At 72.6% G+C, this 20,672-nt stretch carries 18 protein-coding genes; 11 read left to right on the top strand and 7 right to left on the bottom strand.

What is annotated here, in order from left to right; all coding sequences use genetic code 11:
* Positions 1-121: 121 nt before the first annotated feature.
* Both G4G93_RS14170 and G4G93_RS14175 read left to right on the top strand, forming a co-directional pair.
* Positions 122-1,981 (top strand): tetratricopeptide repeat protein, encoded by a 1,860-nt coding sequence (locus tag G4G93_RS14170; RefSeq protein WP_312891981.1) that lies wholly within the window; start codon positions 122-124, stop codon positions 1,979-1,981.
* Between the two features lie 151 nt (positions 1,982-2,132).
* The gene (locus tag G4G93_RS14175) at positions 2,133-3,020 is read left to right on the top strand and encodes a 4-(cytidine 5'-diphospho)-2-C-methyl-D-erythritol kinase (RefSeq protein WP_165085034.1); all 888 of its coding nucleotides are present in this window, start codon (positions 2,133-2,135) and stop codon (positions 3,018-3,020) included.
* Between the two features lie 153 nt (positions 3,021-3,173).
* Here the strand turns inward: G4G93_RS14175 and G4G93_RS14180 are convergent, their stop codons facing one another.
* The gene (locus G4G93_RS14180; RefSeq protein WP_165085035.1) at positions 3,174-4,202 is read right to left on the bottom strand and encodes a polyprenyl synthetase family protein; all 1,029 of its coding nucleotides are present in this window, start codon (positions 4,200-4,202) and stop codon (positions 3,174-3,176) included.
* Between the two features lie 203 nt (positions 4,203-4,405).
* Here G4G93_RS14180 and G4G93_RS14185 point away from each other — a divergent pair, with 203 nt between their 5' ends.
* Together G4G93_RS14185 and G4G93_RS14190 are read left to right on the top strand one after the other, a co-directional pair.
* Positions 4,406-4,639: a DUF2007 domain-containing protein gene (locus G4G93_RS14185; RefSeq protein ID WP_165085095.1), complete on the top strand. Its 234-nt coding sequence runs from the start codon at positions 4,406-4,408 to the stop codon at positions 4,637-4,639.
* Positions 4,623-5,378: a tRNA1(Val) (adenine(37)-N6)-methyltransferase gene (locus tag G4G93_RS14190; RefSeq protein ID WP_165085036.1), complete on the top strand. Its 756-nt coding sequence runs from the start codon at positions 4,623-4,625 to the stop codon at positions 5,376-5,378. Before G4G93_RS14185 ends, G4G93_RS14190 begins: the two co-directional genes overlap by 17 nt.
* A 326-nt stretch (positions 5,379-5,704) precedes the next feature.
* On the opposite strand, the gene topA is transcribed toward G4G93_RS14190, so the two are convergent.
* On the bottom strand, positions 5,705-8,467 hold the full coding sequence (gene topA / locus G4G93_RS14195) for a type I DNA topoisomerase (RefSeq protein WP_165085037.1): 2,763 nt from the start codon (positions 8,465-8,467) through the stop codon (positions 5,705-5,707).
* A 211-nt stretch (positions 8,468-8,678) separates the two neighbouring features.
* Between topA and G4G93_RS14200 the strand changes: the two genes are divergently transcribed.
* The 5 genes from G4G93_RS14200 to dprA all read left to right on the top strand — a co-directional run bounded on the left by G4G93_RS14200 (position 8,679) and on the right by dprA (position 13,401).
* Positions 8,679-9,626 carry an aspartate carbamoyltransferase catalytic subunit gene (locus G4G93_RS14200; RefSeq protein ID WP_165085096.1) on the top strand — a complete coding sequence of 316 codons (948 nt, stop codon included), beginning with the start codon at positions 8,679-8,681 and terminating at the stop codon, positions 9,624-9,626.
* Positions 9,627-9,862: 236 nt separating this feature from the next.
* Positions 9,863-10,270 (top strand): endonuclease domain-containing protein, encoded by a 408-nt coding sequence (locus G4G93_RS14205; RefSeq protein ID WP_165085038.1) that lies wholly within the window; start codon positions 9,863-9,865, stop codon positions 10,268-10,270.
* Positions 10,267-11,562, top strand: coding sequence for a dihydroorotase (locus G4G93_RS14210; RefSeq protein ID WP_165085039.1), 1,296 nt, complete (start codon positions 10,267-10,269; stop codon positions 11,560-11,562). The genes G4G93_RS14205 and G4G93_RS14210 overlap by 4 nt, the downstream gene beginning before the upstream one ends.
* On the top strand, positions 11,562-12,161 hold the full coding sequence (gene plsY / locus G4G93_RS14215) for a glycerol-3-phosphate 1-O-acyltransferase PlsY (RefSeq protein WP_165085040.1): 600 nt from the start codon (positions 11,562-11,564) through the stop codon (positions 12,159-12,161). Before G4G93_RS14210 ends, plsY begins: the two co-directional genes overlap by 1 nt.
* 37 nt (positions 12,162-12,198) lie before the next feature.
* Positions 12,199-13,401 carry a DNA-processing protein DprA gene (dprA, locus tag G4G93_RS14220; protein ID WP_165085041.1) on the top strand — a complete coding sequence of 401 codons (1,203 nt, stop codon included), beginning with the start codon at positions 12,199-12,201 and terminating at the stop codon, positions 13,399-13,401.
* Between the two features lie 22 nt (positions 13,402-13,423).
* Here dprA and G4G93_RS14225 read toward each other — a convergent pair whose 3' ends face one another.
* The 4 genes from G4G93_RS14225 to G4G93_RS14240 all read right to left on the bottom strand — a co-directional run bounded on the left by G4G93_RS14225 (position 13,424) and on the right by G4G93_RS14240 (position 16,872).
* Complete coding sequence (locus G4G93_RS14225) at positions 13,424-13,837, bottom strand: HIT domain-containing protein (protein ID WP_165085042.1); 414 nt, start codon at positions 13,835-13,837, stop codon at positions 13,424-13,426.
* 8 nt (positions 13,838-13,845) lie between these two features.
* Positions 13,846-14,688: a universal stress protein gene (locus G4G93_RS14230; RefSeq protein WP_165085043.1), complete on the bottom strand. Its 843-nt coding sequence runs from the start codon at positions 14,686-14,688 to the stop codon at positions 13,846-13,848.
* A 160-nt stretch (positions 14,689-14,848) separates the two neighbouring features.
* On the bottom strand, positions 14,849-16,129 hold the full coding sequence (locus G4G93_RS14235) for an MFS transporter (protein ID WP_165085044.1): 1,281 nt from the start codon (positions 16,127-16,129) through the stop codon (positions 14,849-14,851).
* A 194-nt stretch (positions 16,130-16,323) separates the two neighbouring features.
* A complete protein-coding gene (locus tag G4G93_RS14240; protein ID WP_165085045.1) occupies positions 16,324-16,872 on the bottom strand; it encodes a gamma-glutamylcyclotransferase in 549 nt (182 codons plus the stop codon).
* 166 nt (positions 16,873-17,038) lie between these two features.
* Here G4G93_RS14240 and G4G93_RS14245 point away from each other — a divergent pair, with 166 nt between their 5' ends.
* Both G4G93_RS14245 and G4G93_RS14250 read left to right on the top strand, forming a co-directional pair.
* The gene (locus G4G93_RS14245; protein ID WP_165085046.1) at positions 17,039-18,202 is read left to right on the top strand and encodes a DUF2125 domain-containing protein; all 1,164 of its coding nucleotides are present in this window, start codon (positions 17,039-17,041) and stop codon (positions 18,200-18,202) included.
* A 202-nt stretch (positions 18,203-18,404) separates the two neighbouring features.
* Positions 18,405-20,234 carry an aminopeptidase P family protein gene (locus G4G93_RS14250; RefSeq protein ID WP_165085047.1) on the top strand — a complete coding sequence of 610 codons (1,830 nt, stop codon included), beginning with the start codon at positions 18,405-18,407 and terminating at the stop codon, positions 20,232-20,234.
* Between the two features lie 52 nt (positions 20,235-20,286).
* Here the strand turns inward: G4G93_RS14250 and G4G93_RS14255 are convergent, their stop codons facing one another.
* Positions 20,287-20,457 carry a hypothetical protein gene (locus tag G4G93_RS14255; RefSeq protein ID WP_165085048.1) on the bottom strand — a complete coding sequence of 57 codons (171 nt, stop codon included), beginning with the start codon at positions 20,455-20,457 and terminating at the stop codon, positions 20,287-20,289.
* Positions 20,458-20,672: the final 215 nt, after the last annotated feature.

A 20,672-nucleotide genomic window follows, 5' to 3' on the forward strand; every position in this document is an offset into this window, starting at 1 on the left:
GCCGACCTCCGACACATCGCCGCCGCCGTTTGGTCTTGCCGCTGCCCCGCGCAGGGTCCAATGTCGCGCCGATTTCGCGTGCCGGCGCCGCGGCCGGCGCGACCACGGAGCCACGAGTTTGGTGCTCAAGACCCGAATCCCCGCCCCCCGCCGCGGTGGCGCGCTCGCCGCGCTGGCCCTCTTCCTCGCCGCTTCGACGGCGCCGGCCCTCGCGGCGCGTCTGCCGGTGCGGGAGGTTGCGGCCCCGCAATCCTACGAACCGGCGGATTCGCTGGAAGGCAACTTCCTGGCCGCCTACATCGCCGGCGCCTCCCGCGACACGGCGGCGGCGGCTACCTATTACCGCGAGGCGGTGAAGGGCGACCCGCGCAACGCGGAACTCCTCGAACGCTCCTTCGTGGCTCTGCTCGCCGACGGCTCGCTGCCCGAAGCCTTCCGCGCCGCCGAGCGGCTGACGGCCCGGGACGGGGCCAACGGCCTCGCCCAGCTCGCGCTGGGCGTGCAGAAGATCAAGGCCAAGCAATTCGCCGCGGCGCGCCAGAACCTGCAGCGCGGCGGCAAGGGCGCCGCCGCCGACCTGACCTCGACGCTGCTGACCGCATGGTCCTATGCCGGGGCCGGCGAAGGCAAGAAGGCGCTCGAGACCATCAACAAGCTCAAGGGCGAGCGCTACTACAACGTCTTCCGCGACTATCACGCGGGCCTGATCGCGGCGCTGGTCGGCGACAAGGTCGAGGCCGAGCGCCGGCTGAAATCGGCCTACGATGCCGACCGCAACACGTTGCGCATCGTCGACGCCTACGGCCGCTTCGAGGCGGATTCCGGCCGGCCCGACCTCGCGGTGGCGGCCTACCAGGAATTCGACAACGTCCTGCCGCGCCACCCGATCGTGCGCGACGCCCTCGACAAGCTGAAGGCCGGCAAGCCGCTGACGCCGCTCATCGCCACGGCCCAGGAAGGCGCCGCCGAGGTGCTCTACGGCCTCGGCTCGGCCGGGACCTCGCAGGGCGACGAATTGCCGGCGGTGGTGTACCTGCGCCTCGCGCTCTACCTCGCTCCCGAGCATTCCCTGGCGCTGCTGACGCTGGCCGACACGCTGGAGCGGATGAAGGCGCCGGACCGGGCGAACGAGGTCTTCGCCCGGATGCCGGCGAGCTCGCCGCTCAAGCTCAACGCCGACATCCAGATCGGCCTCAACCTGGAGCAGATGGGCAAGGGCGACGAGGCGATCGCCCATCTCGACCAGGTCGCCAAGACCTATCCCAACGACGTCGACGTGATCTCGGCGCTCGGCAACGTCCAGCGCTCGCGCAAGAAATACGCCGAGTCGGCCCAGACCTACACCAAGGCGATCGACCTGATCGGCGACCAGCCGGCGCGCAATTACTGGACCCTGTACTACTTCCGCGGCACGTCCTACGAGCGCGCCAAGGAGTGGACGAAGGCCGAGGCCGACCTGAAGAAGGCCCTCGATCTCGTGCCGGCGACGCAGCCGAACGGCCGCGCCCAGGTGCTGAACTACCTCGCCTATTCCTGGGTCGACCAGAACCAGAACATCGACGAGGCGTTCCGCATGCTCAAGCAGGCGGTCGACCTGCAGCCGCGCGACGGCATGATCATCGACAGCCTCGGCTGGGCCTATTACCGCCTCGGCCGCTGGGACGACGCGGTGCGGGAGCTGGAGAAGGCGATCGAGCTGAAGCCCGGCGACCCGACGATCAACGACCACCTGGGCGACGCCTATTGGCGCTCCGGCCGGCGGCTCGAGGGCAAGTTCCAGTGGCAGCACGCCAAGGACCTGAACCCGGAGCCGGAGGACCTGGCGAAGATCGAGGCGAAGCTGAAGGACGGGCTGCCGGAGCTGGAGAAGCCCGCCGCCACCGCCGAGAGCCAGCCCGCGCCGCAGCCCGAGATGCCGAAGGGCGCCCCGGCCCCGACCGAGCCGCCGGCGATGGGCACGGAGACGAAGAGCGGCGGCTGACGCCGTCCTCCCTCCTCGATGTGAGACGGATCGCGGGCGCGGTGCCGGACAGGCACCGCGCCCCTTGACCGTTTGACGACTTGCCTGTTCGAAGACTTGCCTGTTCGAAGACTTACCAGTTCGAAGACTTGCCCGTTCGAGAGACGACGACGTGCCTGCCCTCGCCACCCGCGCGCCCGCCAAGATCAACCTGACCCTGCACGTCCTGGGCCGCCGCCCCGGCGACGGCTACCACGCCCTGGAGAGCCTGGTGGCGTTCGCGGGATCGAACGCGGCAGACCTCCTGACCCTCGAACCCGGGCCGGCCCTCGACCTCGCGGTGACCGGCCCGACCGCCGGCCCGGCGGGCCCGACCGACGACAACCTAGTGATGCGGGCCGCCCGTCACCTCGCCGCCGAGGTGCCCGGGCTCGCGGTCGGGCGGTTCCGGCTGGTGAAGCGCCTGCCGGTGGCGGCGGGGATCGGCGGCGGGTCGTCCGACGCCGCGGCGGCCCTGAGGCTCCTGGGACGCCTCAACGGCCTTGCCCCCGATCACCCAGCCCTGATGGCGGCGGCGCGCCGCACCGGCGCCGACGTGCCGGTCTGCCTCGATCCGCGGGCCCGGATGATGCGCGGCGCCGGAGAGGCCGTGGGCTCAGCCCTCGCCCTGCCGCCGCTGCCGGCGGTGCTGATCAATCCCGGCGTGCCGGTCGAGACCGCACCGGTCTTCCGGGCGCTGGGCCTCAAGGTCGGCGAGGCGCATCCCCGTGCCGCGGACATCCATCCGGAGATCGCCGGGACGGACGGCCTCGACGCCCTGATCGCCCGCATCGCACCGGCCCGCAACGACCTCGAGGCTCCTGCCCTCACGGTCGCGCCGGTGATCGGCGACACCCTCGCCTCCTTGCGCGAACAGGCGGATTGCCGCCTCGCCCGGATGTCGGGATCGGGCGCCACGGTATACGGGCTGTTCGGCCACCGCGCGACGGCGGCCCGGGCGGCGCGGGCGATCGCGGCGGCGCAGCCGGGCTGGTGGGTGCGGGCGACGCTTTTGCGCTGAGCCCCCCGATCCGTCGGCGACATCCCGGGGCCGCACAGGAGGCCGTGCAGGTGCGGGAGCATGAGCGACGGCCGAGAGAATGAACCCTCCCCCGCAAAGGGGGGGTCATGATCGCACACCTTGCTCTGTCGCGGATCGTGCGGCCTGGCCTGCTCAGCGCGCCCGGGCGATGCAGAAATCCACCGCTTCCAGCAGCGCCTGCTTCATCGGCGAGTGCGGGAACAAGGCCAACGCGTCCTTGGCCATGGCGCCGTAATGGCGGGCGCGCTCGATCGTGTCCTCGAGGGCGCGGTGGCCGCGCATGATCGCGATGGCGTCGTCGAGGTCGCGGGGCTCCTCGATCTCCTGGCGCTCCAGGGTGCGGCGCCAGAACGCCCGCTCCTCGTCGTTGCCGCGGCGGAACGACAGCACCACCGGCAGGGTGATCTTGCCCTCGCGAAAATCGTCGCCGACATTCTTGCCGAGATCGGCGCTGGTGCCGCCGTAATCGAGGGCGTCGTCGACGAGCTGGAAGGCGATGCCGAGATTCATGCCGTAGCTGCGGCAGGCGGCGATCTCGGCCTTCGGGCGCTGGGCCAGGACGGGACCGACCTCGCAGGCGGCGGCGAACAATTCGGCGGTCTTCGCGCGGATCACCGCGAGGTATTCGTCCTCGCTGGTCTCGGTGCTGCGGGCGGCGGTGAGCTGCATCACCTCGCCCTCCGCGATCACCGAAGCGGCCGAGGACAGGATGTCGAGGGCGCGCAGGGAGCCCACCTCGACCATCATCTTGAAGGCCTGCCCGAGCAGGAAGTCGCCGACGAGGACGCTGGCCTCGTTGCCCCACTTGATCCGCGCCGCCACCTTGCCGCGGCGCATGTCGCTCTCGTCGACGACGTCGTCGTGGAGCAGCGTCGCGGTGTGCATGAACTCGACGCTGGCGGCGAGCTTCACGTCCCCGTCGCCGGCCGGATCGTACCCGGCCAGGGAGGCCGTCGCGAGGGTCAGGATCGGGCGCAGGCGCTTGCCGCCGGAGGAGATCAGATGGTTGGCGACCTCCGGGATCATCGTCACGTCGGAGCCGGTGCGCGACAGGATCATCGCGTTGACGCGCTCCATCCCGCCCGCCACCAGGCCCACCAGGGCGTCGAGGCTGGCCTCCGGATCGGAGGGTCTGTCCTGAAGGGGAAGTACGACGCCCACGCCCGCGCGATCTCCTCGGAGTCGCCCCGAACCGCGGGGCTCCTGATCTACTCCCGCCCCCTTTGGCACGCGAGCGCCCCCGGCGGCAACACGCAAGCTGCCGCAAGGCCCTGGAGCGGGGGCGCCGGCCTGGGGATGCGGCGCAACCGGCGCAGAGGTGTGGTATGGCCGCCGCGATCCGAGCAGGGACCGCGTGCCGCACCATGATCGAGCTGATCCGCACCAACGACCTCGTCCTGATCGGCTTCGCGGAGTCCCTTCTCAGCGGCGCCGCGATCCCGGTCCTGGTGGCCGACAACCACATCAGCGTGATGGAGGGGATGATCGGCGCCTTCCCACGCCGGCTGCTGGTGCCGGAGGACCATGCCCGCCAGGCCCGGCGCATCCTCACCGATGCCGGCCTCGCCCACGAGCTGCGCGATGCGCCCCGCCTCTGACCCCGAATCCTGGCTCGGCGGCCGGCTCTCCCTGCGCCAGCCGGCCCGCGGCGCCCACCGGGCCGGGACCGACGCGGTGCTGCTCGCCGCGAGCGCCGGCGCGGCGGGCGGGGAGAGCGTGTGCGACCTCGGCGCCGGGACCGGCGCGGTCGGGCTCGCGGTCGCGCAGGCCTGCCCGGAGGTGCGGGTAGCCCTGGTCGAGCGCGATCCGGAGGCCGCTCGCCTCGCCCGCCTCAACGCCGAGGAGAACGGGCTCGCCGACCGGGTCCGGGTGGTCGAGGCCGACGTGACGGCGCCGGGGCGCGCCCGGCGGGCCGCCGGCCTCCTGCCCGATTCGGTCGACCTTCTCCTCACCAACCCGCCCTTCTTCGAGCCCGGCCGCCACCGCGCCTCGCCGGTGGCGGCCCGCGCCGCGGCGCACGGCTTCTCCGAGCCCGGCGGGCTGGAGGCCTGGCTGCGCACCGCCGCCGACCTGCTGCGCCCCGGCGGCCGGCTGGTGCTGATCCACCGCGCCGATGCGCTGCCCGCCTGCCTCGACGCGATGGCGGGCCGGTTCGGCGCGCTCCAGGTCGTCCCGGTCCAGCCGCGGGCAGAGGCGACGGCGATCCGGGTGCTGGTCTCGGGCGTGCGCGGAAGCCGGGCGCCGTTCACCCTGGCGCCGGCCCTGGTGCTGCACGGACCGGACGGGCGGTTCACGCCGCGGGTGGAGGCGATGCACCGTGGCGAGGGGTTTTCTTAGGTAGGGCCGGGACTTCGGCGGCGCCCGACACCGGCTTCCGACGGCTTTGCGTCCATCGGATGGAATCGGCCGGTCTGTCTTGAAACGATCCGGGCGCAGGATAAGGCGCTGGCTCCCCTCTCCCATATGGGAGAGAGGTAGGGGCGACCCGAGATCGCGCGAGGATGGATCGTTTCAGGAGAACGTTCAGAACGTCGAGCGACCGGCACGACGGTCTGAGTTCGACTCGGATCATCGACGGCGAGAACCCGGGATAACGATGGAGGGCTTCAAGCCGGTCGGGCCAGGGCCGTCATCGCATCGACCGAGTGCCCGGGGCCTCGCGGCTACTCCCCCGCCGCGCTCTTCGCCGCCTTGGCCGCCTTGGCCGCCGGCTTCTTCGCCGGAGCCTTCTTGGTCGCAGCAGGCTTGGTCGCCGCCTTCCGGGCCGCGGGCTTCGCCTCGCCGGTCTCCTCACCCTCGGCGGCCACGTCCTTGGCGGTGGCCTTGGTCGTCTTGGCCGCGGCCGACTTTCCGGCGGCTTTCCGCGCCCCGGCCTTCTTCTTCGTCCCGCCGCCGGCCTCGCGGCGAGCGGCGATCAGGCGCAGGGCCTCCTCAAGGGTGACGGCCTCGGCATCCGCGCCCTTCGGCAGGGTGGCGTTGATCTCTCCGTCGGTGACGTAGGGCCCGTAGCGGCCGGCCTTCACGGTCACCGGCTTGCCGCTGTCCGGCGCCGCGCCGATCACGCGGCCCGGATCCTGCGCCGGGCGCCCGCCGCCCTGCTCCTTCTGGACGATCAGGTCGATGGCCCGGTTGGCGCCGACCTCCAGCACGTCGTCGTCCTTGCCGAGATTGGCGTAGATCTTGCCGTGCTGCACGTAAGGCCCGTAGCGGCCGATATTGGCCAGGATCGGCTCGCCGGTCTCCGGGTGGCGCGCCACCTCGCGGGGCAGCGAGAGGAGCTTGAGCGCCTTGTCCAGATCCACCGCCGACGGCGACAGGCCCTTGGGCAGCGAGGAGCGCTTGGGCTTCTCCGCCCCCTTCTCGGCCGAGGCCTCGCCGAGCTGGACGAACGGGCCGAATCGGCCGTCACGCAAGGTCACGGGCAGACCGGTCTGGGGATCGTCGCCGAGCACCCGCACGCCGGGCTGGCCGCCCTCGCCCGCCCCCTCGCCGTCGCCGTCGAGGCCGGTGGCGTTGAGCTGGCGGGTATACTTGCACTCCGGGTAGTTCGAGCAGCCGACGAAGGCGCCGAACTTGCCGAGCTTGAGCGAGAGCTGGCCGCCGGCGCAGTTCGGGCAGGCGCGGGGGTTCGACCCGTCGGCCTTGGCCGGGAAGATGTGCTCGGCCAGAAGCCCGTTCAGGGCCTCCAGCACTTCCGCGGTGCGCAGCTCCTTGGTGCCGGCGATCGCCGCGGAAAAATCGCGCCAGAAGTCGCGCAACACCGCGCGCCAGTCGATCTCGGCGTTCGAGACCCGGTCGAGCTGGGTTTCCAGGTCGGCGGTGAAGTCGTACTCGACGTAGCGGCGGAAGAAGCTCTCGAGGAAGCCAGTGACGATCCGGCCCTTGTCCTCCGGTACCAGGCGCTTCTTGTCGATCTTGACGTATTCGCGGTCACGCAGGACCTGGAGCACGGCGGCGTAGGTCGAGGGCCGGCCGATGCCGAGCTCCTCCATCCGCTTGACCAGGCTCGCCTCGGAATAGCGCGGCGGCGGCTCGGTGAAGTGCTGGGTCGCGGCGATGCGCTCGCGGGTCAGCGCATCGTCCTTGTGCATCGGCGGCAGGCGGCGGGATTCCTCGTCCTCCTCGTCGTCCTTGCCCTCCTGGTAGAGGGTGAGGAAGCCGTCGAACTTCACCACCTGGCCGGTGGCGCGCAGATCGATGCGGCGCGGGCCGACCTGGGCGGCGATCTCGACCGTGGTGCGCTCCAGCTCCGCCGATTCCATCTGGCTCGCCACGGTGCGGATCCAGATCAGCTCGTAGAGCCGGGCCTGCTCGGGATCGAGGAAGCGGGCGACGTCCTTCGGCAGCCGGGCGAGGTCGGTCGGGCGCACCGCCTCGTGGGCCTCCTGCGCGTTCTTGGCCTTGACGCTGTACTTGCGGGGCGCTCCCGGCACGTAGGCGTCGCCGTACTCGGCGCCGATCACCTGGCGCGCCTGGGCCACCGCCTCCGGCGCCATGTCGACGCCGTCGGTCCGCATGTAGGTGATGAGGCCGACGGTCTCGCCGCCGATCTCGATGCCCTCGTAGAGGCGCTGGGCCACCCGCATGGTCTGGGCCGGGGCGAGGCCGAGCTTGCGCGAGGCCTCCTGCTGCAGCGTCGAGGTGGTGAAGGGCGGCTGCGGGTGGCGCTTGGCGGGCTTGGCCTCGACCGAGGCGACCGTGAAGGTCGCGAGTTCCAGGTCGCGCCGGAACGCCTCGGCCTCGTCCGCCGTGCCGACGTCGAGGCGCTGGATCCGCTTGCCGTCGGCGCCGACGAGGCGCGCCTCGAACACCGCGCCGCTCGCGGTCTTGAGCGTCGCGACGATCGACCAGTATTCCCGCGGCTTGAAGGTCTCGATCTCGCGCTCGCGGTCGCAGACGAGGCGGAGCGCCACCGACTGCACCCGGCCGGCCGAGCGGGCGCCCGGCAGCTTGCGCCACAGGACCGGCGAGAGGTTGAAGCCGACGAGATAATCCAGCGCCCGGCGCGCCAGGTAGGCGTCGACCAGGGCCTGGTCGATCGCCCGCGGCTGGGCCATCGCGGTCGCGACCGCGTCCTTGGTGATGGCGTTGAAGGTGACGCGCTCGACCGCGACGTCCTTGAGTACCTTCTTGGCCTGCAGCGCCTCCAGCACGTGCCAGGAGATCGCCTCGCCCTCGCGGTCCGGGTCGGTCGCCAGGATCAGGGTATCGGCGCCCTTCACGGCCCTGGCGATCTCGGCGACGCGCTTGGCCCCGCGATCCTCCAGCTCCCACAGCATATGGAAGTCCTGCTCGGGATCGACCGAGCCGTCTTTCGCCGGAAGATCCCGGATATGCCCGAACGAGGCCAGCACCTCGTAGTCGCTGCCGAGGTATTTATTGATCGTCTTGGCTTTCGCGGGCGACTCGACGACGACGACTTTCATGGACGGGCTGCCTCTTCGAAGAGCACACCGCGGCAGATCGGGCTTCAACTTGTGCGGGGCGGCTGGCGCGGATTTTCGCGCGGCGAAGCGGACAAGTGGGTGATGACGCGGCGGTTGTCAAATACCGCCGATGGTCCAACTCGTTCCACCTGCGATCCACACGCCCGTCCTTGCGGGCGGCGCGCAGCGCTCCTATAGCCCTTCGCTCAGGATGAGCACCCAGGCACCCCCCGGCTTCCCGCACCGCCACCTCCTCGGCATCGAGGGCCTCTCGCCCCTCGACATCGTGGCGCTCCTCGACCGTGCCGACGAGGCCGTCGAGATCAGCCGCCAGGTCGAGAAGAAGCGCACGACCCTGCGCGGGCGCACCCAGATCAACCTGTTCTTCGAGCCCTCGACGCGGACCCAGTCCTCGTTCGAGCTGGCCGGCAAGCGCCTCGGCGCCGACGTGATGAACATGTCGGTCGCCTCCTCGTCGGTGAAGAAGGGCGAGACCCTGATCGACACCGCCGCGACGCTGAACGCCATGCGCCCCGACATCATCGTGGTGCGCCACCACCAGGCCGGGGCGGTGCATCTCCTCGCCCGCAAGGTCGATTGCTCCGTGGTCAACGCCGGCGACGGCGCCCACGAGCACCCGACCCAGGCGCTGCTCGACGCCCTCACGATCCGCCGCAACAAGGGCCGGATCGAGGGGCTCACCGTGGCGATCTGCGGCGACGTCCTGCATTCGCGGGTGGCGCGCTCGAACATCATCCTGCTCCAGGCCCTCGGCGCCCGGGTGCGGGTGATCGGCCCCTCGACCCTGCTGCCGCCGGGCCTCGCCCGCTTCGGCGTCGAGGTCTTCACCGACATGCGCAAGGGGCTCGCGGGCGTCGACATCGTGATGATGCTGCGGCTCCAGCGCGAGCGGATGAACGGCTCCTTCGTGCCGTCGGTGAAGGAGTACTTTCGGTATTTCGGCCTGGACGGCGACAAGCTGAGCCACGCCAAGGCCGATGCGCTGGTGATGCATCCGGGCCCGATGAACCGCGGCGTCGAGATCTCCTCCGAGGTCGCCGACGGCGCGCAGTCGCTGATCCGGGAGCAGGTCGAGATGGGGGTCGCGGTGCGGATGGCGGTGCTGGAGGCGCTGGCGACCCACCTGCCGAACGCGTGAGGGATCAAGCGTAACTTCGGGGAAGGGCGCCACGGCTGAACCCTCCCCCCTTTGCGGGGGAGGGTGGCCTGCGGAGCAGGCCGGGAGAGGGGCAGCGCGACGGTGCCAAGTATGGCGCTCGTCAGAACGGTTCCGCTTCATCCGGAAGCGTGGTTCCCCTCTCGCGTCCGGCTCTGCCGGGCACCCTCCCCCGCAGAGGGGGCAGGGTTCAGGGCGGCGGGTTTGAGGAGAGGCGGATGGAGCAAGAGAAGCGAAATCCGGTTTCCGGCCGCCTCAGGGACTTCGCCAGGGATCAACGCTCGCTTGCGACCCGTGCCGAGGCCCTGTTCTGGAGCCAGGTCCGCGCCGGTCGCCTCTCCGGCCACACGTTCAAGCGGCAGGTCCCGATCACCCCCTCCATCGTCGATTTCCTCTGCCCCGCCGCCCGGCTGATCGTCGAGCTCAACGGCGAGCCTCACGAGACGGCCGAACGCCGCACGCGCGACGCCACTCGGGATGCCTGGCTTCGCGCCCAAACCTTCGAGATCATGCGGTTCACGAACGACGCCTTCCTCGGCAACCCTCAGCGCGCGCTCGACGCCGTGCTCGCCGCGGTCGAGCGCCGCACCATCTCGCCTCCGCCGAACACAGACCGCATCGCATGAACCCACTTCTCCTCACCAACGCCCACCTGATCGACCCCGCCACCGGCCGCGAGGGCCCGGGCGCGGTGCTCGTCCGCGACCGCGCGATCGCCGAGGTCCATTGGGGCACGCCCGCCGCCCTGCCCGAGGGCGCCGAGGTGATCGAGTGCGGCGGGCAGGTGCTCACCGCCGGCCTCGTGGATCTCCGCGCCTTCGTGGGCGAGCCGGGGGCCGAGCACCGCGAGACCCTGGCCAGCGCCAGCGCGGCGGCGGCGGCCGGCGGCGTGACCACGCTGGTGTGCATGCCCGACACCAACCCGCCGATCGACGAGCCGGCCATCGTCGATTTCGTGCTGCGGCGCGCCCGCGACACCGCCAGCACCCACGTCCTGCCCGCCGCCGCCATCACCAAGGGACTCGCCGGCCAGGTGATGACCGAGTTCGGCCTGCTGACCGAGGCCGGCGCCGTCGCCTTCACGGATGGGCTCAAGGCCGTCACCAACGCCCAGGTGATGCGCCGCGCGCTGACCTATGCCCGCGATTTCGGCGTGCTGCTGATGCAGCACGTCGAGGAGCCGACGCTGGTCGGCGACGGCGTGATGAACGAGGGCGAGATGGCCTCGCGGCTCGGCCTGCACGGCATTCCGCGGGAGGCCGAGACGATCCTGCTCGAGCGCGACATCCGCCTCGTGCGCCTGACCGGCGGGCGCTACCACGCCGCCATGATCTCGTGTGCCGATTCGGTCGAGATCGTGCGACGGGCCAAGGACGCCGGCTTGCCGGTGACCTGCGGCGTCTCGGTCAACAACCTTGTGCTGAACGAGAACGACATCGGCCACTACCGCACCTTCTGCAAGCTCTCGCCGCCCTTGCGCACGGAAGCCGACCGCCAGGCCGTGGTGGCGGCTCTCAACGAAGGCGTGATCGACGTGATCGTGTCCGATCACAACCCGCAGGACGTCGAGACCAAGCGCCTGCCCTTCGCCGAGGCCGCCGACGGGGCGCTCGGCATCGAGACCCTGCTCGCCGCCGCGCTCCGCCTCGTCCATGCCGGAGACGTCTCGCTGCCACGGCTGCTCGCCGCCCTCTCGGCCGCGCCGTCGCGGGTGCTCGGCCGCGAGACCGGGCGCCTCGCTCCCGGCGCTCCCGCCGACCTCGTGCTGATCGACCCGGATGCGCCCTACGTGCTCGACAAGCGCCGGCTGAAGTCGCGCTCCAAGAACTCGCCCTTCGACGAGGCGCGCCTGCAGGGTCTCGCCTCCCTCACCATGGTCGCCGGCCGCATCGTCCACCGCAGCGAGGAGGCGCGCTGATGATTCCGGACTGGACCCAGGTCGCCCTCGGGCTGGCCCTCGGCTACGTGCTCGGCGCGATCCCGTTCGGGCTGATCCTGACCCGCTTCGCCGGCCTCGGCGACGTGCGGGCGATCGGCTCAGGCAACATCGGCGCCACCAACGTGCTGCGCACCGGCCGGAAGGGCTTGGCTGCCGCGACGCTGCTGGGCGACGCCCTGAAGGGCACCGCCGCGGTGCTGGTCGCCGGCCGGCTCGGCGGGCAGGAGGCGGCCCTGGCGGCCGGGCTCGGCGCCTTCCTCGGCCACCTCTTCCCGGTCTGGCTCGGCTTCAAGGGCGGCAAGGGCGTCGCCACCTTCATCGGCGTGCTGCTCGGCCTGTTTCCGCTGGGCGTGCTGGTCTTCGCGGTCGTGTGGCTCGGCCTCGCCGCCCTGCTGCGCTACTCCTCGGCCTCGGCGCTGGCGGCCTCGGCCGCCACCCCGGTCGCCCTGTGGGCCTTCGGGCAACCGCACCTCGCGGTGCTGTTCTGCATCCTCGCCCTGCTGCTATGGTGGAAGCACGCGCCCAATATCCGCCGCCTCGCCGCGGGGACCGAAGGGCGCATCGGGCAGAAGGGCTGAAGGTCTGACACAGGCCCTCATCCAAAGGGAGAGGGCCTTGCTCCTCAGCGACGCGCAGCGCCTCGACTGGCTCCGGCTGATCCGCTCCGACGGCGTCGGCCCGCGCACCTTCCGGGGATTGGTGAACAAGTTCGGCGGGGCCGGGCCGGCGCTGAAAGCCCTGCCGGGCCTTGCCAAGGCCCGCGGCAAGCCGATCCGGGTCACCACCAAGGCCGAGGCGGAGCGCGAGATCGCCGCGGCCGGCCGCCTCGGCGCCCGCTTCGTGGCGATGGGCGAGCCGGATTACCCGCTGCCGCTCCAGGCCACCGCGGATGCGCCGCCGCTGCTCTGCCTGCGGGGCGACGCCGCCTGCCTGAAGCGGCCTGCCGTCGCCATCGTCGGCTCGCGCAACGCCTCGGCCGCCGGCCTCACCTTCACCGAGCGGCTGTCCCACGCGCTCGGCGCCGAGGGTCTGGTGATCGTGTCGGGATTGGCCCGCGGCATCGACGCCCGGGCCCACAAGGCGGCGCTCCCGAGCGGCACCGTCGCGGTGCTCGCCGGCGGGCACGACCGGATCTACCCGTCCGAGCACGAGGAGCTGGTCGCGCGCATCCTCGATTCGGGCGGCGCGGTCGTCGCCGAGATGCCGATGGGCTGGGAGCCGAGGGGCCGCGACTTCCCGCGCCGCAACCGCATCATCTCGGGACTCGCCCTCGGCACGGTCGTGGTCGAGGCGGCGCGCCGCTCCGGCTCGCTCATCACCGCCCGCTTCGCCCTGGAGCAGGGCCGCGAGGTCTTCGCCGTGCCGGGCTCGCCCCTCGATCCCCGGGCCGAAGGCACCAACGACCTGATCCGCGACGGCGCCACCCTCTGCGCCGCCCCCGAGCACGTGATGGCGGTGCTGGCGCCGCTGATCGGCGGGCCGGCACCGGATGCCGGAGCCGAGGACGCGGCGGACCGGCCGGATCCCGCGCTCTACTGGGACGAGATCGACTTCTCCGCCGAGCCGGTCACCGCGATGGCGGCCGAGCCGGCGCAGCCCCTCCTCGACGGCGCCCGCCTCGACGAAGCGCCCTCCCCGCCGCCCCGGACCGACGACGCGGCCATCCTGCTCGAGCTCCTCGGGCCGTCCCCGGTGCCGGTCGACGCCCTGGCCCGCCAGGCCGGGCTGCCGGCCCGGGCGGTGCAGGGACTGCTGATGGAGCTGGAACTCGACGGGAAGGTGTGGCGCCATCCGGGCGGGGCGGTGTCGCTGCGCTGAGGGGCCCGCCCCCTCGCGCGCCTCACGCCGCCGCGAACAGCGCCCGCGCCCGCTCGACCAGCTGCGCCGCCGCATGGGCCGGATACGGCTCGCGGGTGCCGTGGCCCCAGACCGGGCCGGGCCAGGCCGGGTCGGACCGGAACCGCCCGACCACGTGGACGTGGAGCTGCGCCACCACGTTGCCGAGCGCCCCGACATTCACCTTGTCGGGCTTGGCCAGCGCCTGCATCACGCCGACGGCGAGGCGGGTCTCCTCCATCAGGCGGGCGGCCTCCTCAGGCGGGAGGTCGGTGAGTTCCGAGACGCCGGGCAGCCGCGGCACCAGGACCAGCCAGGGGAAGCGCTTGTCGTCGAGGAGCAGCACGCTCGACAACGCGAGGTCGCCGAGCGCGATGGTGTCGGCGGAGAGCCGCGGGTCGAGGGTGAAGTCGGTCATCGGTTCCGTCAATGCGCCATCAGCACCGGCATGGTGGCGTGGGCGAGGATGTGGCTGGTGGCGCCGCCGAAGATCATCTGGCGCAGGCGGCTCTGGGTATAGGCGCCCTTCACCAGCAGGTCGCAACCGATCGCCTCGGCCTCGGTCAGGAAGACCTCGCCGGCGGTGCGGCGGCCGGCGGCGAGGGTGCGCCCCTGCGCCGACAGACCCTCGCGGTTGAGGACGGCGGCGAGTTCCTCGGCGCTCGGGCCCGGCACCATGCCGGCATCGACGCCCAGGACCTCGATCCGGGAGGCGGCGCGCAGGAACGGCGCCGCGAAGGCGACCGCCCGGGCGGTCTCGGTCGAGCCGTTCCAGGCGATCACCACGGTCTCGCCGATGCTCGCGGGGGCGCTCGGCGGCGCGATGACCAGGGGTCGCCCGCTCTCGAACAGCACCGCCTCGAGGGTCGTCATGCGCGGCGCGCCCTCGCCGCTGCCGGGACGGCCGACGACGGTGGCGCAGAACAGGCGCGCATGCTGGGCGAGGAAGCCGTCGCCGGGAGGCGCATCGGGGAGCCAGCGGTAGCGCGGGCCGTCCCGGCCCGTATCGGCACTCTCGCGGGCGAGGCCGTGGCGCTCCATCGCGGCGGTGAACAGGCCGCCGCAATCGCGCGCCTCGACGAGGTCGGTCTCCTCGTCGCGCACCCAGGTCATGCCTCCGACCATGTCGACGGGCACGTACTCGGCGAGGGCGGGCCGCAGGCCGAACCCCTCGATGCTGGCGCCGAAGCGGCGCGCGGTGAGCGTCGCGGTGTCGAGCACCGAGTCGAGCAGGGTGTGACGGGCGACCGGAACGAGAAGCGTCTTCATGGCGGCGCACTCACCTCAGGAGCCTCGGGGATCTGTGCCGCGATAGCATCACGGCGGCCCGCGCCCTGTCCAGGGGCCACCCGGCTCTTCCCCCAGGGTCATGCGCCCCCGGGCGAGGGGCGACGGCGGCCCAGGCGAGCCTCGCGACCCTGCGCGGGCCTCACGACCCTGCCGGCGCCTCCACCCTCCCGCGGCGCGGCGCGGCCTCCTCGGGCGGCCTCGACTGGCTGCAGGCGGCCCCGGCACCGTCCTGGCCGCCGGGCGCGCAGGTCTCCTCCAGCCACAGGGCCATCATCAGGGCAAGGCCGGCCGGGACAGTGAGGGCCAGGAAGGCCCAGGTCCAGCCGAGATGGAGCGCGAGCAGGCCCCCGACCCAGCCCGACAGGGCGCCGCCGACCCCCTGCACCGCCGCGACGGTGCCGAGCGCGGTCTGGGTGCGGCCCGAGCCCCAGGTCAGGTCGGCCACCACCACCGGCACCGCGACGCCGATGACGCCGGAGGCGACGCCGTCCAGCACCTCGGCCAGGATCAGCCAGTACGGATCGGACAGGAAGGCGGAGAGCAGCGCGCGGGCCGGCAGCACCGCGCAGGCGACGAGGAGCAGCTGGCGCCGGCCGCGCCGGTCGGCGAGGGATCCGGCGAAGAGCGCCACCGGGATCATCACCGCCTGGGCGACGATGACGTAGCGGGCGGTCCAGCCGGTGCCGTCCTGGCCGGAGGCCACCAGCTTCTGGCCGAGCAGGCTCAGCATCGAGCCGTTGGCGAGGTTGAACAGGGCGAGCGCCGCCGAGAGGATCAGCAGGCGCCGGTCGGCGAGGACCTTCAGGATGCCGGAGCGCTCCGGCTCGTCGTCCGGATCGTCCTCCTTCCAGCCGACGGCGCGGCGGCCGTTATAGGACTTCCTCGGCGTCGTCAGCGCCGCCACGATGGCGCAGGCCGAGAGGCCGCCGAGCACCCAGAAGGCGATGCTCGGGCCCATGACCGGCGTGCCGAAGCTGATCGCGAGCGCCGCGCCCAGGATGCCGACGTGGTTCCAGGCCTGGTTGCGGCCCTGCTGCTTCGGGAAGGCCTGCTTGCCGACCATGCCGAGCGTCAGCGCCGTCACCGCCGGCACCACCAGGGTGCCGCCGGCGGCGGCGATGAACTGCGCCACCAGCACGGTCATGAAGGCGCGGGCCGGCAGCAGCAGCAGGGTGCCGACGAGGATCGCCGCGCAGGCCGCCGCGATCAGCATCCGGGGCCGTCCGAGCCGGTCGACGAGCGCGCCGAGCGGGCCGCTCAAGCCGAGGGTGGCGAAGCCCACGATGGTGGTGACGAGGCCGACTTCGCTCGGCCCCCATTGCGCGGCCTGCGCCAGCCAGGTGCCGAGGAAGGGGCCGAGCCCGCCCTGGATGTCGCCGACGAAGGCGTTGATCAGGGCGAGATGGGTGGTGGGATTCATCAACGCGGAGGCGCTCCGGCTTGCCTGTTCGGGCTCTTCATGGGCCCAGACGGACTAACGCGCCTGAACCGGGAATGATCGTACAGGCGGCCGGGCTCTCCCATGTCAAGCTCTCACAGTTCGGGCGTTCATTCCCGGCCAGGCGTTCATTCCTGGCCGGGCGTTCATTCCTCTCAGGGCGTTCCCGGGGTCACTCACGGGATCGGCACCGCGCAGGCGGCGGAGAGGCGGGCGAGCATCGGGTCGGGGATTCCCATGGCGACGAGCTGGTCGTGGGTGTGGCGGACGTAGTCGGGATTGGCGCCCGAGCGGCCGAGGCCCTGGCGCACCAGCCGCACCAGCTCCTCCTCCGGCAGGCGGCCGGCATATTGCGGGTGGCGGCGGTCGACGAGGTAGGTCACCGCCTGGAGCTTGCGCCCGTCGTCGAGGGTGATGCCGAGCCGCCGCTCGACATAGACCGCCGTGACCTGCTCGCGCTCGCGCAGATAGGTGAGCGTGGCCGCGGCATCGGCTGCCGCGACCCGGAACGCCATGCCGCGGCAGGAGCCGCCGCGATCGAGCCCGAGCACCAGCCCCGGCCGCTCCGGCGTGCCGCGATGGACGTGGGAGAGCACGCAGAGCGAGCGGTGATAGCCGCGCAGGCGGCCCGGCCCGCTCTCGAGGAAGGGGAAGCCCGGCCGCCACATCAGCGAGCCGTAGCCGAACACCCAGAGATCCGACGGTGTCCCCGCCTCCATCGTCATCGCCCCCCGCTCGTCGTTTCTTGCTGCCGGCGCGGTCCGTCGCCACGACCTCGTGAGCGCGGCCGAGGCCCGGCTCACTTGCCGGGCGCGGCCGGTAGCAGCTACGGGGACGCGATTCAATCCGGGCGGCCCGAGGACGGACCGCCGCAGCGCCGGGATCATGCCGATGGACAGGCCGACCACCGTTGGGCCGACGAGCGGGACGACGCGGAGCGGGGGCACGGGGGACCGGGGGGCCGGCCGCGGGCCGGGCCTGCGCCTCGGCCTGTTCGCCCCCTTCGTGCTGCTCCTCCTGCTGGCCCTGGCCTGGACCGCGGGCTGGTTCTGGCTGCGGGGCAAGGCCGAATCCGAGATCGACGGGTGGTTCGCCCGCGAGGCGCAGGCCGGGCGGCAATGGACCTGCGCCGACCGCTCGCTCACCGGCTTCCCCTTCCGCTTCGAGCTGCGCTGCAGCGCACTGAGCTTCGCCCGCTCCGACGTGCGCTTCACCGTCGGGCCGGTGGTGGCGGCGGCGCAGGTCTACCAGCCGCGCCATGTGATCCTGGAAGCGACCGGGCCGTTCCGGGTGCAGCAGGGCGGTCTCGACGCCGACGTGACCTGGAGCGACCTGGAGGCCAGCCTCCACCTCACCGGCGACGGCTTCCAGCGCGCCTCCCTGGTCGTCGACGGGCTGAAGGGCCGCGTCACCGGCGCCGATCCCTGGCCGATCGACTTCACCGCCGGGCATCTCGAGCTGCATGCCAGGCCGACGCCGGGGCGCTTCGCCACCGACGGCGCGGTCGATCTTAGCCTCCGGGTGATGCAGGTCGGCCTGCCGCTGCTCGACCCGGTGCTCGGCGGATCCGAGCCCGCCGACGTCGCGCTGGATGCCACCGTGACCCGGGCCACGGGCTTCCGCACCCGCACCCTGGCGAAGGAGCTCGAGCGCTGGCGCGAGGCCGGCGGCACGGTGGAGCTGACGAGCCTCGCCGTCGAGAAGGGCAGCCGGCGGCTGCGGGCGCAGGGCGTGCTCGCCCTCGACGACGAGCACCGGCCGACGGGCCAGCTCGACGTGCGCACCGCCGGCCTGGAGCAGGTGATCGCGCCGCTGATCAGCGAACAGATCGGCGCGCGCCTCGGCGGCGACGGCGCGGCGCTGATCGGCAACATCGTCGGCCAGTTCCTCGGCGGACGCCGCAAGGAGCCGGCGTCCGGCCAGCCCGCGCCGGGCACCCAGGACCGCCCCGGCGAGCCGCCGCTGAAGGTGCTGCCGACCGTGCGCCTCACCGGCGGACGGGTGGTGGTCGGCCCGTTCGCGGTGCCGAACGTGCGTCTGCAGCCGCTGTATTGAGGGCGCCTTCGCCCCCATCCCGGTTCAGGCTCCCGCCTCGTCGCTCCGGGGCCGCGCAGGGGAGCCCGGACCCGGGACGACCCCGAGGGGGGAGAGGCGTCGCGGGAACGGGAAGGAATGGTCATGTTCCGCCCGTCGCGGATCGGGTGAAAGCCCGATCCGCCGGTTGCCGCCCCGCCCGCTCCGTCGTACCCCAGGGGGCATGAGCCAGACCGCCCGCTTCCAGAGCTTCGAGGATCCCAGCCACCGGGAGGGCGCGGCGCGGGTCGCCGCGCTCCGGGCCGCGATGGCGCAACGGGGCTATGCCGGCTTCGTGGTGCCGCGGGCCGACGAGCACCAATCCGAGTACGTGCCGCCCCACGCCGAGCGGCTGGCCTGGCTCACCGGCTTCACCGGCTCGGCCGGCACGGCGATCGTGCTCGCCGACAAGGCCGCCCTGGTGGTGGACGGGCGCTACACCCTCCAGGCCGCCGAGCAGGTCGATACCGCCGTCGTCACGCCGGTGCCGCTCGCCGAGACCAGCGCCGAGGCCTGGATCGAGGCCAACCTGCCGGCCGGCGGGGTGCTCGCCTACGATCCCTGGCTGCACACGGCGGACGGGCTCGCCCGGCTGGAGCGGGCCGCCGCAGCGGCCGGCGGGCGCGTCGAGCCGACCTCCCTCAACCTCGTCGACCTCGTGTGGATCGACCGCCCGGCCGCGCCGCTTGCACCGGTGGTGCCCCATCCGGAGGGCCTTGCGGGCGAAGCCTCGGCCGCGAAGCTCGACCGGGTCCGCGCGGCGCTGGCGAAGGCGCGCCTCGACGCGCTGGTCGTGTCGGATCCGCACAACCTCGCCTGGGCGTTCAACATCCGCGGCGGCGACGTGGCGCATACGCCCCTGCCGCTCGGCTACGCGGTGCTCCCGCGCGACGGCCGGCCGCGCCTGTTCCTCGAATCCGGGAAGATCACGCCCGAGACCGCCAGTGCCCTCGACGGCCTCGCCGAGCGGGCCGAGCCGTCGGCCCTGCCGGCCTTCCTCGACGGCCTCGGCGCCGCGAAGGCCCGGGTGCGGATCGACGCCGCCACCGGCGCCGTGGCGCTCGGCCGGCGGATCGAGGCGGCGGGCGGCTCGCTCGATGTCGGCCCCGATCCGATCACCGCCATGAAGGCCGTGAAGAACCCGGCCGAGATCGCCGGCTCCCGCGCCGCGCACCGGCGCGACGGCGCCGCGGTGACGCGCTTCCTCGCGTGGCTCGCCCGCGAGGCTCCCGGCGGCGCGGTCTCGGAGATCGACGCCGTGGTGCGGCTCGAAGGATTTCGCGCCGAGACGAATGCCTTGCGCGAGATCGCCTTCCCGACCATCTCCGGCTCCGGGCCGAACGGCGCCATCGTGCATTATCGCGTAACCGCCGGCACCGACCGGCGGGTGCAGCCGGGTGAGCTGTTCCTGATCGATTCCGGTGCGCAATACAGCGACGGCACCACCGACATCACCCGCACGGTGGCGGTCGGCGCGCCGAGCCCGGAGATGCGCGACCGCTTCACCCGCGTGCTCAAGGGCCACATCGCCATCGCGACCGCATCGTTTCCCCGCGGCACCACGGGGGCGCAGATCGACGCCTTCGCCCGCCGCCCGCTCTGGGAGGCCGGCCTCGACTTCGACCACGGCACCGGCCACGGCGTCGGTGCCTTCCTGTCGGTGCATGAAGGACCGCAGCGCATCGCCAAGACCGGCACTGTGGCGCTCCAGCCCGGCATGATCGTCTCGAACGAGCCCGGCTACTACAAGGCCCGCGCCTTCGGCATCCGGATCGAGAACCTGATCCTGGTCGAGGAGCGGGAGATTCCCGGCGCCGAGCGGCCGATGCTCGGCTTCGAGACCCTGACCCTCGCGCCGATCGACCGGGCGCTGGTGCTGCCGGAGCTGCTCACCCCGGCGGAGACCGCCTGGCTCGACGCCTATCACGCCCGGGTGCGGGAGGCGCTGTCGGACCTGGTCGATCCGGAGACCCGGGATTGGCTGGTGGAGGCGACGCGGCCGGTCGGCGGCTAGGGAAGGGGATGGTCCCGGGACGAAACGGAGCCGCTCGGGCGGTCCCGGGCCGTCAGTAGGCGTCGCAGGGATCGGCGTCCCGCAGGTCGGCGCCGAGCGTCAGGGCCCGGGTGTCGATGCTGAGTCCGGGCCGCGCCTCGCTGGTCGGCGGATGGGTCAGCATGGTGGCCCAGAACAGCCCGGTGGCGACGGCGAGGGCGCAGAGAGTGGTCAGAACACGCATGTCGGCCTCCTGACGGCCCGCATCGCCGGGCCGGACGAGTCCTTCGGCGTCCCCGAGCGGGCAGGCCGCGCCGGTCCGCCCGCTCACGGTCTCGCGATCCACGGGGACCGCATCTTGGCAAGGCTCAATTGGGTCGCGCGTGATCGCATGCAGGATCCGGCGTACCGGAGACCGGCGATCATCTGTCCGCCGAAGCCATCGGCCGACGGGCTACG

The organism is Methylobacterium sp. DB0501, from assembly GCF_011043735.1.
Taxonomy (GTDB): Bacteria; Pseudomonadota; Alphaproteobacteria; order Rhizobiales; family Beijerinckiaceae; genus Methylobacterium; species Methylobacterium alsaeris.